The following is a 13,533-nucleotide window of genomic DNA, read 5'->3' on the forward strand; positions in this document are numbered from 1 at the left end:
ACTGCTTCAGTTTTAAACTCTTCAGGATAACGCTTACCGCTCATGGGCACCTCTCTTTAAGTCATCTTAAATGACTCTGAGGTGTCTGTTAAACGCGTGGCGATTCACCTCGCGTCCTTCCGTTCAGTATAGCCTCAGTCCCTGACACCACCCGAGAACGGAATGACGTCCCCTTTCTCCCTCCCGGTGTTGCGTTCAAGCTCCCTGACATACTGCTGTAAAAGTATAAGGTTATGTAACAGCTCTACATTTTCAGCCATCATCTTTTTGATTTCTTCCCTCAGCTCATTTCTCTGACGGCGATACTTTTCTTTCAGCTTGATCTGCTGCTCAATGCCCTGCTCATCAACCGGCGCGGTGCCCTGGCACGTTTTTTTCAGACTGCGGATAGCCTCCCTGACCTGCCTGTACTCAGGACAGTTATAATTCAGGGTGCCGTTTGCCAGCCCCGCTCGTTTTTCCACAGCATACTGGCTGATACGCTCCCCTGATAACATCAGTTCCCTCAGGGCCTGCTCTGCTCTTGCCTGTGTTTTTTTAACCCCCGACTGTTCGTTCGTCATGCTCTATTCATCCTTTTCAAAAAAGCGGACAGCATCTGCATAAAAATCTCTCTCAAGCATCAGAAAATCCCTGTCAGCCTGAGGAGCATTATTTCGCACGGCAATCTCCAGAAGGTTGTCATAATGAGCCATCCTGCGTTTCCACACGGGAACAGAATCAGCTCCGGCCAGCATGTTCTCACATCCCGGATTGCAGGACGCTGACTGAACAACCGCCTTAAACTCGCAGTCATGGCCATTCATGCAATAAAAACCGTTTCCAAGAGATACCAGTTTTTGCCCGCCTCGTTTAGCCATGCTCATCGCTTTTTTCAGTGTAGGAAACGTCATCTGATGTAAGTGCCCACCTCTCTGGGACATCAGTAACTTCCCGCCTTCGCCATAAAGCAGGCCTTCATGCTGATAAGAAACAGCCCTGGAAGCTGAGAGTTCGGTATCAACCCTTTCAATCTCGGCAGCGAATGCCTGAGGGATCGCCCGGCTAAAATGCGAAGCGTTGAGTGCACCGGACATATACCACTCCGTCATGCCTCTGATTAAGTGCTTAAACTGCCGGATAAGATCATTAGTAGAAATCAGATCAAGACGCCTGAGGTGTACAGCAAGTGAACGGCGAAACTGATGGGTTCGCAATGGCCAGAAAGCCCCCTCCCGAATCTCCATCGCAACGCGTTCATCATCACGTATGTTTGGATTTAAAAGCCTGAACTCATCAATATGGTCACGTCGGATGAACAGATGGTGTCTTTTCACAAATTTCTTTGCCCACTCAGTCTGGCGCTGCGTCCCCATAAAAGAGAGTTTTTGCTCCGAGAACCACGACCTGATATTTAAAGACAATGGAACATTGTCCAGCGTCTTCCCGTCCAGGCCTGTCATGATTTGATTAATTCTGCGTAAATGCTGAAAAGGCTTTTCCACATAGCGACAAACAACCCAGTCTTCGTGACTTCCACCTTCCGGGGCGAACTTATGCAACACCGAACGAAGTCCCAGGATATCACCATCATAAATCAGTGAACCGTGCATCACGCCAAGCACTTCGCTGTGTCTCATCCCCGACATGGCCTGTATCACATTCATGACTTTTAACGTCAGCTCAAAATGCCAGGTGTTCAGCTTTATGTGATCAACGCCAATAAAATCAGATCTCCAGCGCTTATTTTTATGTACCGAGAACCAGCCCTGCATCCCGGGGCCAAGTGTCGCGAAAAGCGCCCGAATTTCCCCGGCAACAATATTGTAGTAATACGCGGCCCGGTAATCCGGTATGCTTTTTGCTGTCCCTCTTTTACGGGCTTCCAGCATCGACGTATAGTAAGGCGAATCATAAAAACCGTTTATGATAGCGCACAGCCGGGAAAACCCGTCAAAATCGAAATCACTGATTTCAGCATCCAGTTCAGTAATCAGCCCTTCCCAGACAGACATCATAAGACTGAAAGGCATACAATATGTCTGGTTTGAATCATCCACACTGTTGTAACTGTCGAAGCTAATATCAGGAAAGTAACCGTATTTTCGAAGACGGGTATGACCTGTCAGCGAGATATCCGCCAGGTCCATAAAGTAATTACGTAATGTTCTTTCAGAACGCTTCCTGCCGTGCTCATCCTCCTCCTTCATCTTTACAATGAAAGCATTCCGGACAAGCGGAAAACGAAGCTGAAACAGACTGCGATACCCCATAGACTCAATAATACGGGCTCCCGCCACAATGTTTGCACATTTCCGGATCAGTGACTGCGTCTTCGCGGTCCTGCCGACAATCCAGAGCAGGCTGGCTGAGATGATTTTGGCTTCAAGACGCAGTTCAGGATCCCGTATGCCTGAAAAATTAACGGTTCTTAACGTTTCACCAATATGGGTTCTGACATAGCGATTGGTCCAGACATCATCCCTGAAATAAATATTCAGCGTCTCCTCATTGATAAAACGCATATCATGTTCATCTGAGCTGGCGATAACCAGGCAGTTATTCAGACGTTCAAAGCTTTTGTTTTCTAGTGCCTCACAGATGATATCCTCAGTCGGAAACTCATCCCCTGAACGAAGCGGCGTTCCGGCAGGAAACTCCGCCATTCGACTACGGCTTACCTCTTTTTTCTTCAAATCTGCCATACCGGAGCCACACCTTCTCGCTGAAGTTTAACGCGCGCTTTTTTCAGGGTCGCCTCATCTACCAGCCCAAGCCGTAAATCAATCTTCAGGAGTAACGTTTCATAACGCTCCACAGCATTGACCGAACCGATGTACAACGGTTTTCCATACTCGATAGCATGCCTGAATGACAGCAGGAGCCATACAGACTCCAGCGTTTCCACAACGCAACTTTTTGAACATTCGACACAATGAGAAAAATCCGCACAAGCCTTTGGTGTCCGGCCAAATCGTTTTTGCTTTTTTATAAAGCGCAATTCAATATCTGTAGGCGGCTCCTGCGATCGACATCCCAGGCCATTCAATAAAAGATCCACACCCTCATCGCTTCCACGCAGATCGATCCCCAGCTCATCAGCAACTTTTACCCGCTCGGATAACGCACGTGTCGCAATCCCCTGATTCATAAGCGTATCAAGTGCAGCACTGAAGTTTTCCTTCGCCCCCTGTGGGTTACCTGCAGCATAATTCCGCCTGTAAGTGCCCCAGTTATGCTGTGCTTTTTCCGCCGTAATCAGACCATTCTTTAATGTTCTGTCCGTATACTGCTCAGACGTTTTGCGCAAGCCAGAAACGGTAATTGATGGAAGCGAGGGATTAAGCTGCCGCATCGTGGCCCACGCCCCCTCAGAGTTAGAAAATTTAGTCAGATGACTGGGATTAAGAGAATAAAGCTTACGGAATTTCACCTGCGGCTCACTCAGAAACAGCGCCTGTACCGGAGGGAAGTTATCTGCGGAAACCAGATAGTTAACGATGTCGTCCCTGAGCCTGATAAAAGACAGAAACCAGTAATAGCCCGCACGTTTGGTCACATACTCCGATTTACCTATCGTCAGACGTATATACTTATTCGCTCTCCCCTTATAAACATAATCAGTGCTGATACCCTTTTCATCCAGATGTATATCATCCCGCGTCAGACCCAGAACCTGAGAGGTGTTTCCCCATGTGTGGTAACAGAACAGAAAAAAAGAAGTAAGAAAGTAATTTTCCAGAACGTCCCTGATGATGATCTCTGCCCTGCTGACCCCGTTCTCTCCCGGATACCGGAAATACGCTTCATAAACAGGTGCCAGCAAAGACGGTGAGAAATGCCGCACCCCTTTTTCCGATTTAGCGATATGCTCCCGGATACATCCCGCAAGGAACTCATTCATGGATGACAACTGCCTCAGGATCTCGGAAAGTTCATTCCTGGTATAGCTATCCCTTCCCTGCTGCTGATACGTTCCTTTCGGTAAGAATTCATATTCATACCGCCTCTGAATCTGCCCGCCCGTAAGCAAAAACCGGTTGACCACGGACAAGTAGTGTCTTGCCATCCTGACTGAAATTTTTCGCCGACGAATATCGTTCATGAGATGTTTAATATACATTTCAACGCCTTCAGCCGTGCCATAGTCATACTGATTGACTGACTGCCATATAAAAAACATATTGAGATAACGGAAAATGGTTAACCTTCCGGCGGGACGGTAAGACAGAAGAAATCGTTTCAGAGAGGCAATAAAATCGCGTTTTTCAGGGCGGGCAAGATGCGAATGTTCACTAAACCATCCGGGGAGCAACACATAATCTGAAAAATGAGCCTGAAGATAAACGTCAAGTAAATAATATCGGTTCAGATCCCGCTGAGTGATGTGTCCGCTGACCGTCTCCCATGACAGCACATTTTCGGCCATCCACGTTATCTGCGTTTCACTCCGGCTCATATATGGCTCCATCGCGACCTGCAGCACCGTCAATCAATGCGTCCATGACCCCGGCGACTGCATCAGAAATCTGGTTTTGCTGAAGAAAGACGATGTATTTCATCGTCGTATTTTCGCTTTTATGGCCCATCCAGTATTTTACTGTACCCAGCGCATTTGCGGCCTGATCGGGATAGCAACTCAGTGCCGAGCGTAAAAAATGGGTCGCAAACGTTGCCCGCAAATCATGGGGTTTATGTCTGAACACATTTCCCGGAGCAGACCGGGCCAGGCGATGGCGAAAACTGTACCAGCGGGAGTAAAAGGCTTTTTCAGACATCCGTTTCCCGTTTGCCATTAAAAATAAAGGCTCGTGCCGCCCTTCCCCACCCTGTCGTGCACGCCATTTTTGGATCTTCTTTTCATACTCCTCATCCGCCAGATAATCCAGAACCTGCTCGTACAATCGTCTGGTGATGAAGAGTTCTCGCGTCATCCCAAACTTCGTATGAACTCCGCATCTCGGACCAATATGAAGCCCCCTGATGGTCAACTCAGATACAGGGACACTGGCAAGGTACTCTTCAGTAAAGAGTGACGACGGCAGGGTCAGCATTTCATCCAGCCGTAGCCCACAATTTTTCATCAGCACAATCATTAAACTGAACAACCCGGACTCAGATTTCAGTGCCTCATCCAGGATATGAACCTCTGCATCATTCAGTGGGTTGATTGTCCTTTTTGTTGTGCTGGTTATCCTGATGGCAAGATCCGAACTTATCACCTTGCGTCGCCCGTCAACGACTTTTTCGACCAACGTAAAAAATGAGCTGGCAGCCAGCTCACCACACTTGCCCAGAAATACGTAAAACCGTCGGATAACGCTGATGTACACCGCCGCGGTGGATGAGGCGATGCGCCCCTGCCTTACGGCCCCCAGAAGATACTCCCTGAAGCCATATGTAGGGCTTTGGTATTTCAACGTTCCCGGGGTGAAAGGGTCAAGTCCGTTATCCTCCAGCCACCTTATCCAGCGTAAAAATGCCCGGGCTAAAGGCTTTAAATCCCTGGCCTGCAGGATAGCTTTATCCATAAGATAAAAGTGTACATATCGGCTCAGTTTTCGATTCTGGATGCCGCTAATATAAGGTATTTCAGCATACAGAAATCCGGGTTCAAATTTCAGTTTCGGCTCTGTTGCATCCAGTTTGCTGACACGCCCATAACGCGCATGAATGTTAGTGATTATCCTCACAGTCTGTCGCCCTGAAACGCCACCTCATGCCTACACTATAAATCCGGAAGAAGAAAAAACAAACAACCAGGTTGCCGGGAGTGAATATGCAAATCAGGAGGAAAGTAAAAGATGTAACGACACCATCACGATGCAATACATTGACCTCAACACGTTACCCGGACCATACGTGATAAACATCACAAATCCTTTGAGTGAAGAACTTAAGATGTGATTTTCATTTCCCGGCACAAACCGTGCCCTTAAAAAACAGGCAACGGATACATCTTAATGCCAGAAGTAAACCTTAATTGATTGAATACAGCCTGAGTCCATTGCAAAAATAACACACAGGGTAAATTCGCATATACAGAACCCAACGAAAAGCAAAAGAAACCTGTAACACATTTCGTTTACCTGTCACTTTCAATTGTAAAAGCCAGCAGAAAAAGCGCATATAACTATATTTATCCCTGCGGGGACTTTTGTTTGTGCTATATATTTTTTACAGAGAACCGCAACGCGTCCAAACACAAGAATATATTTACCTCTGGAAAATGGTCTGACTCCCTTTCACGTGGTTGTAGTGACCTGTTCTGTGATTCATGTAATGTCTTTTCTGGATGAGGAAAATATGTCATCACTGATATTTTATACAGACGAAGCACAAGCACTGATTGTAACAGATACCCTTGCCGTCACCGATAATGGGGAGCCGTTATCTTTTGTTTCCAAAGCAGGTTACATCCCCCAGCTAAGAACCATCATAGCAGGAACGGGGGCAGGTGGATTTTCTAACACCTGGTTGCTTGAAGCATCAACCAGAATGGTCGTATCAGGTATACAAAATCTCAATTATCATACATCGGCCTGTCTAAGGAGGCTGTGGAAACAATACAAGCATGACCATGCAATTCCCTCTTCTTCAACGGTGACAACCAGTGTTTATCAGTTCGCAATTTGCGAGGAAACAGGAAATATCGTTTCGTTCGCCTATCGCTCAGTCCATGATTTCGAATCAGAGCAATTACAATACGGAACAGGAGTAAAACCTGAGTGCCAAATCTTGGATGGGGATTTGTTGCAGACAATTCCTGTAATGATGAATGAACAAAGGGCTATACAGGCGACATACCCACACCCGGAACGGATCCATATTGGCGGTGAGATGATTGCGCATTATCTGACATCATCTATGTATCAATGCTTTAAGATTGGGGAATTTGAGGATTTCAGAACTCAGGGAGAGTATATATTGAGCAGGATTTAGGCAAAACGCGGTTCAGATAAAGTGCTTTTAACAGGCTTGCTGAACATTAAAAGGATATCTCTCAATTACGATGAATAGCTTGAATTCTAAAAATAGAAAAGTAGAGTTTAACTCTAAATACATAAAAACAAGAGTAAAGGAGCACCCGCCGAAGCAGCCGCGCATGATGTTGATCGAGAAACGAATCATCTCGTACGCCGGAATGCGGCTGCTGCCATATGACGGATGCGGTACACGCTTGTACGGCAGAGCAAACACGCTGTCCATCTCTTCGGTAGAGAGCGGGATCGCCGACGGGTTAACCCAGATATAGCGCTCGCCGTGCTTTTGCATCAGCGCTCGCGCGCAGCCGGGGTTGGTTTCATGGTGTAAGATGCGCGACGCGTGGGCGTAGAGTACTTTATCGCTTTTTACTTTTTCGTAGGACGGCAGCAGCACATAGGTTTTTTCCCACGGCTTCGGACGCGGCGGCTGCACCACCACGGCTTTTGCTTCCGCTTTCTTCGGCTCAACCGGTTTGTTATCCGCGCACGGCAGATCGTCACCGTACGGATGCGGGATAGGATCGATTTTGCCCGGCATATCGATAATGCGGGAATCCACCCCGCTCCAGCCCGGCAGCGCCTCTTTCACCATGATCGCGGTGTTGCGCACGTCGCGGATCTCGCTGACCGCTTCGCCCTGCGCCAGACGGTGTGCCACCTCTACCAGCGGACGCTCACCGTTACCGAAGATCAGCATGTCGGCTTTCGAATCCACCAGCACCGAACGGCGCACGGTGTCGGACCAGTAGTCATAGTGTGCGGTACGGCGCAGGCTCGCTTCGATGCCGCCCAGGATCACCGGCACGTCTTTCCATGCTTCTTTGCATCGCTGGGTGTAGACGAGGGTTGCGCGGTCGGGACGTTTACCCGCCACGTTGTCAGCCGTATAAGCGTCGTCATGGCGCAGCTTACGGTCGGCGGTATAGCGGTTGATCATCGAGTCCATGTTGCCCGCGGTCACGCCGAAGAACAGGTTAGGTTTGCCCAGACGCATAAAGTCGTCTTTGCTGTTCCAGTCAGGTTGGGAGATGATCCCCACGCGGAAGCCCTGGGCTTCAAGCATACGGCCGCAGATCGCCATGCCAAAGCTCGGGTGATCGACATACGCATCGCCCGTCACCAGAATAATATCGCAGCTGTCCCAGCCCAGCTGGTCCATCTCTTCACGGGACATCGGCAGGAAAGGCGCCGGTCCAAAGCAGGCTGCCCAGTACTGGGGCCAGGAGAAGAGGTCGCGATCCGGCTGGATCAGGGAAATAGCGCTCATAATGCTTCCGAAGAAAAAATAGACAAAAGGAGCGGGATTATACGCTGGTTTACCGGGGGAAATGAAGGGGTATTGTGCGGGCTGTTGCCCTCACCCCAACCCTCTCCCACAGGGAGAGGGAGAAAGTGTTTTACGGTGCCGGATTCACCAGCATCTGCCCTACCGATCCCCTGTCCATCATCTCCAGGGTCTGGCTGTGGAACAGGAACGGGAAGTGCGGCCAGGAAGGCTGGCCGTAGTAGACGAGCAGTTCGACCTGGCCATCCACCCAGACGGTATCTTTCCAGCCCCTGTCTTCCGGGAACGGCATCGCCCCGTTGACGTTGCGGATCAGGAATGACACCCCTTCAATATGGAACGACTGCGGCATCTCCGAGCGGACGGTCCAGCGCTCCCAGGTTCCCTGCTGGGCGGTGATATCAATACGGTTTACGTCCCACAGCGCGCCGTTGATGCCCGGATCGTCGCCAAGGCTGATATCGCGACTGCGTACTGCCGGGCCGGTCACAATTTCCTGCGGCAGCAGGCGCATCGGCAGGCTGTCGGTCACCAGCGGCAACAGGCCGGTCGGGCGCAGCGTCAGCACCAGCGTGGAGACCAGCACGCTCGACGGTTCAAAGAAGCCGCGAATACGGTCAACAATGCTTGCCGCTTCGCCGCAGGTCACGGACACTTCATCCCCGTTGGTCATATCCACGAGGATTTCACGACGTTCGCCTGGCGCCAGCGCCAGCTGCTTCACCGACACCGGCGCAGGTAATAACCCCTGATCGCCTGAAATCACGTGCAGCGCGCGGCCGTCGCTCATCTGCAACTGGTAGCGGCGCGAGTTAGAGGCATTCAGCAGACGCAGGCGCACCCAGCCACGAGACACTTCGACATACGGGCTTTGCGCGCCGTTAACCAGCAGCGTATCGCCCACAAAGCCACCGCTGCCCGGCTCGCTGTACTCCGGGGTACCAAAGTTATCCAGTCGCTTATCCTGAATAATGATCGGGAAATCATCGACGCCGTAGTGATTCGGGATCGGCAGCGTTTTACTGACCTCATCTTCAATCAGCCACATTCCGGCCAGGCCGTTGTAGACCTGCTGGGCGGTGCGGTTCGGGGTATTGGCGTGATACCACAATGTCGCCGCGCTCTGACGAATCGGGAGGACGGGCGCCCAGTCGGCATTCGGCGACATCATGCGTGCCGCGCCGCCAATCAGCGGCCCCGGCACCTGCAAACCACTGACGGTCATCGCGACATTTTCCGTCGTACGGTTACTGTAGATGAGCTTAACGTCATCGCCATTCCACACGCGAATGGTCGGCCCGAGGTAGCGTCCGTTAATGCCCCATACCTGCGCGCGCGTTCCCTGGGTAAAGGACCAGTGGCTACGCTGAAGCGTGAGGAATAGCGGCTGCCCGCGACGGGATTCAATCAACGGCGGAATAGGCAGCGGCTGTTGCTGCCCGGCGGCGCTGGCTGTCCGCGGTATCGCACCCGCACAAAGGGCGATACCCGAAGCCTGAATAAACTGACGCCGACTGAGTGACATATAAGCTCCATCTGAAACGACTAACAACGCGGGAATTCGTTTTCCCTTACACGACACCGGGTTAAATCTTACCGGCGGCTTCTCGCTCTGCAACTTCTTTATCGAGCTGCGCAATATGCTGAGCCATCAGCTCGCGGCAGTGCGTGGCCAGCTCGCGCACCTGGTCTTTACCGTATTTAGAGGTATCTACCGGCGGCAGCATTTCGACAATGACCAGTCCGTTATTCAGACGGTTAAGATTAATCTTATTCGATGTATTGGAAACACACACGGGAATAATTGGAACGCCAGCCGCAATTGCAGCATGAAACGCGCCGGTCTTGAACGGCAGCAGGCCGCGACCACGGCTGCGCGTCCCTTCCGGGAACATCCAGATGGAAATCCGGCGCTTTTTAAACTGATCCACCACTTCCGCAATGGTGCCATGCGCTTTGGCGCGGTTGTTGCGGTCAATCAGCAAGTTACCGGTGAGCCAGTACAGCTGGCCGAAAAAGGGGATCCACAGTAGGCTTTTTTTGCCCACGGTTACGGTCGGCGGAAGAACAATATTTGAGGCCGTCACCATATCGTAGTTGTTCTGATGGTTAGCGATATAGATGGCGTTACCGAAATTCTCCGCCCCTTCAGGCAGACGCTTTTCAACCTTCAGGCCAAACAGCGGCGCAAGACGACCAAACATGTGGCCAAACGTCGCGACATGCTTTGGGTTACGCGGGCTGAACAGGCAATAAATCGATCCGAAAATACAGACCAGAATGCAATAAATAACGGTAAGAATGAGACGAACAATGTATAGCATAGCGACCTCTGAAGCCCTGACAGCTGACAATTATACTTCACCTGTGGCCAGGTAAGGACTTTATTACGAGCGCGTATTGTTAATCGCAACGCACGAATTAACAACGTTTTTACGGGAAATTTTATGGTAATACCCCCTCCGGAAAGAGGGGGATGAAACAGGTTACTCTTCGCTGTCGTCCGCTTTGCTGCGCGCCGGCGAGTCAATCTCCACGCGGTCGATTCGCTGGAGGCCGCGCATCAGTGAGCCGCGACGTCCGCGCTCACCCACCACCTTCTGCAACTCTTCCGGACGCAGTTTGATTTTACGCTTGCCGACATGAATGGTCAGCGTGCTCTGCGGCGGCAGCAGGAAGAGATGCGCGAGGCTATCTTCGCCTTTTGCCGCTTCCGCTGACGGGATACTGATGATCTTGTTGCCCTTGCCTTTCGACAGCTCCGGCAAATCGCTGACCGGAAACATCAGCATACGTCCGGCAGCGGTGATCGCCAGCAGCATGTCGCTTTCGTTCTCGATGATCAGCGGCGGCATGACGTGTGCGTTATCCGGCAGGCTAATCAGCGCTTTACCGGCACGGTTACGCGACACCAGATCGTTGAAGGTACAGATAAAGCCGTAGCCCGCATCAGACGCCATCAGCAGTTTTTGATCGTCGGCTTCCATCAGCATATGCTCAACCGTGGCACCCGGCGGCAGCGTCAGCTTACCGGTGAGCGGTTCGCCCTGGCCGCGCGCAGACGGCAGCGTGATCGGGTCGATGGCGTAGCTTCGGCCCGTGGAGTCGATGAACGCCACCGGCTGGTTGCTCTTGCCCTTCACCGCCGCCTTGAAGCTGTCACCGGATTTGTAGCTCAGACCCGGCGCGTCGATATCGTGGCCTTTGGCGCTACGCACCCAGCCGCTCTGGGAAAGCACAATGGTCACCGGTTCGGACGGCAGCATGTCGTGCTCGTTCATCGCCTTCGCCTCTTCGCGCTCGTGCAGCGGAGAACGACGGTCGTCGCCAAAGGCGTCGGCATCGGCCTGCAACTCTTTCTTCAGCAGGGTGTTCATCTTGCGCTCGGACGCCAGAATCGCCTGAAGCTGATCGCGCTCTTTTTCCAGCTCGTTCTGCTCGCCGCGGATCTTCATCTCTTCCAGTCTGGCGAGATGGCGCAATTTCAGTTCGAGGATCGCTTCGGCCTGGGTTTCGCTGATGCCAAAGCGCGACATCAGGGCAGGCTTAGGTTCATCCTCGGTACGAATGATCTCGATCACTTCGTCAATGTTGAGGAACGCCACCAGCAAACCTTCGAGGATATGCAGGCGCTTAAGCACTTTTTCCAGGCGATGGTTCAGACGACGGCGCACCGTATCGCGGCGGAAGGCCAGCCATTCGGTAAGGATCTCCAGCAGGTTTTTCACCGCCGGACGACCGTCCAGACCAATCATGTTCAGGTTGATGCGGTAGCTTTTTTCCAGATCGGTAGTGGCGAACAGGTGGTTCATCACCTGCTCCATGTCCACGCGGTTAGAACGCGGCACAATCACCAGACGGGTCGGGTTTTCGTGGTCCGATTCGTCGCGCAGGTCGTCCACCATCGGCAGCTTTTTATTGCGCATCTGGGAGGCGATCTGCTCCAGCACCTTCGCACCGGAGACCTGGTGCGGCAGCGCGGTGATCACCACGGCACCATCCTCTTTATTCCACACCGCGCGCATACGCACGGAGCCGCGGCCGTTCTGGTAGATTTTGCGGATTTCCGCACGCGAGGTGATGATCTCGGCTTCGGTCGGATAGTCCGGCCCCTGCACGATATCCAGCAGATCGTCCAGCGAGGTTTTTGGCTGCTCAATCAGGGTGATGGCCGCTTTTGCCACTTCACGCAGGTTGTGCGGCGGAATGTCCGTCGCCATGCCCACGGCGATACCGGTCGTGCCGTTTAGCAGGATGTTCGGCAGACGCGCAGGCAGCATTTTCGGCTCCTGCATCGTACCGTCGAAGTTTGGCACCCAGTCGACCGTGCCCTGCCCCAGCTCGCCCAACAGCACTTCGGCATATTTAGACAGGCGAGATTCGGTATAACGCATTGCCGCGAAGGATTTCGGATCGTCCGGCGCCCCCCAGTTCCCCTGGCCATCCACCAACGGATAGCGATAAGAGAACGGCTGGGCCATCAGCACCATCGCTTCATAGCAGGCGCTGTCGCCGTGCGGATGGTATTTACCCAGCACGTCGCCGACGGTACGGGCGGATTTCTTAAACTTGGCGGTAGCATTCAGCCCCAGTTCGGACATCGCATAGACGATGCGGCGCTGAACGGGCTTCAGGCCATCCCCGATAAACGGCAACGCCCTGTCCATGATGACGTACATGGAGTAGTTCAGGTAGGCATTTTCCGTGAATTCATGTAGCGCGAGGCGCTCTGCCATATCGCTCATTACGTGTGATTCCTCAACTCAGAAACCGATGGGTTTCAGGCAATATTGCCGCAGATACTACCTCATCTGGCGAGTTGAGTCACAAAGAAAAAGGGCCGCTCATGCGGCCCTTTCTGGGTTATTTGTTCAGCTTGATAACCTGCTTCACGTCGATTTCAAACTCGTTCCAGTCTTTATCGATTTTACCCTGGAGTTCGACTTTATCCTGCGGCGTCACCGTCACGCCGTTCCAGCGCTTGTGGTCGATCTCCACCACCACCGTGCCGCTTTCATCGCGGAAGGTGTAACGGTCATCGGACAGGCGCTCGGTAATGTTCCCGCGCAGCTTCACCCAGGCATCGTCCTTCAGGTCTTTCACTTTAGCCGCGGTGGTGAGGTTGGCGTTGTTATCGACAAAGCCACCCTGCTGGGTTTGCGTCTGATTCTGTGTCGCAGATGGGCCAGAGAAGCCACCCTGTGCAGCAAAGACAGGGGCCGTGGTCATCATCATGATGGCAGCAATTGCAGCGAATTTTTTCATCTTTATCTCTCCCTTTAA

Annotated in this window: 9 protein-coding genes and 1 pseudogene; 1 reads left to right on the forward strand and 9 read right to left on the reverse strand. The window is 52.0% G+C overall.

Annotation, left to right across the window (positions count from 1 at the left end):
* Positions 1-134: 134 nt before the first annotated feature.
* The 4 genes from ACOTX1_RS22035 to ACOTX1_RS22050 are packed head-to-tail and all read right to left on the reverse strand — an operon-like array spanning position 135 to position 5,672.
* Positions 135-563 carry a hypothetical protein gene (locus ACOTX1_RS22035; RefSeq protein ID WP_017384060.1) on the reverse strand — a complete coding sequence of 143 codons (429 nt, stop codon included), beginning with the start codon at positions 561-563 and terminating at the stop codon, positions 135-137.
* Between the two features lie 3 nt (positions 564-566).
* Entirely contained in the window at positions 567-2,684 is a 2,118-nt protein-coding gene (locus ACOTX1_RS22040; RefSeq protein WP_017384059.1) for a hypothetical protein, read from the reverse strand.
* Positions 2,672-4,438: a hypothetical protein gene (locus tag ACOTX1_RS22045; protein ID WP_007897920.1), complete on the reverse strand. Its 1,767-nt coding sequence runs from the start codon at positions 4,436-4,438 to the stop codon at positions 2,672-2,674. The genes ACOTX1_RS22040 and ACOTX1_RS22045 overlap by 13 nt, the downstream gene beginning before the upstream one ends.
* The gene (locus ACOTX1_RS22050; RefSeq protein WP_007897923.1) at positions 4,425-5,672 is read right to left on the reverse strand and encodes a tyrosine-type recombinase/integrase; all 1,248 of its coding nucleotides are present in this window, start codon (positions 5,670-5,672) and stop codon (positions 4,425-4,427) included. The genes ACOTX1_RS22045 and ACOTX1_RS22050 overlap by 14 nt, the downstream gene beginning before the upstream one ends.
* Before the next feature lie 613 nt (positions 5,673-6,285).
* Between ACOTX1_RS22050 and ACOTX1_RS22055 the strand changes: the two genes are divergently transcribed.
* Positions 6,286-6,921: a hypothetical protein gene (locus ACOTX1_RS22055; protein WP_012477419.1), complete on the forward strand. Its 636-nt coding sequence runs from the start codon at positions 6,286-6,288 to the stop codon at positions 6,919-6,921.
* Between the two features lie 135 nt (positions 6,922-7,056).
* On the opposite strand, the pseudogene ACOTX1_RS22060 reads toward ACOTX1_RS22055, so the two are convergent.
* The 5 genes and pseudogenes from ACOTX1_RS22060 to ACOTX1_RS22080 form a co-directional block, all read right to left on the reverse strand.
* Positions 7,057-8,232 (reverse strand): annotated as a pseudogene (locus ACOTX1_RS22060) (YgiQ family radical SAM protein); the annotation flags it as partial.
* Between the two features lie 130 nt (positions 8,233-8,362).
* Positions 8,363-9,775: a cell division protein FtsP gene (gene ftsP, locus ACOTX1_RS22065; protein ID WP_003862496.1), complete on the reverse strand. Its 1,413-nt coding sequence runs from the start codon at positions 9,773-9,775 to the stop codon at positions 8,363-8,365.
* Between the two features lie 61 nt (positions 9,776-9,836).
* Positions 9,837-10,574, reverse strand: a complete 738-nt coding sequence (gene plsC / locus ACOTX1_RS22070) for a 1-acylglycerol-3-phosphate O-acyltransferase (RefSeq protein ID WP_003862497.1) — start codon at positions 10,572-10,574, stop codon at positions 9,837-9,839.
* Positions 10,575-10,736: 162 nt separating this feature from the next.
* Positions 10,737-12,995 (reverse strand): DNA topoisomerase IV subunit A, encoded by a 2,259-nt coding sequence (gene parC / locus ACOTX1_RS22075; RefSeq protein ID WP_003862499.1) that lies wholly within the window; start codon positions 12,993-12,995, stop codon positions 10,737-10,739.
* A gap of 118 nt (positions 12,996-13,113) precedes the next feature.
* Positions 13,114-13,515, reverse strand: a complete 402-nt coding sequence (locus ACOTX1_RS22080; RefSeq protein ID WP_003862501.1) for a YgiW/YdeI family stress tolerance OB fold protein — start codon at positions 13,513-13,515, stop codon at positions 13,114-13,116.
* Positions 13,516-13,533 lie beyond the last annotated feature (18 nt).

The sequence above is a fragment of the Enterobacter cloacae complex sp. IR5401 genome, from assembly GCF_049238425.1.
GTDB lineage: Bacteria > Pseudomonadota > Gammaproteobacteria > Enterobacterales > Enterobacteriaceae > Enterobacter > Enterobacter hormaechei_C.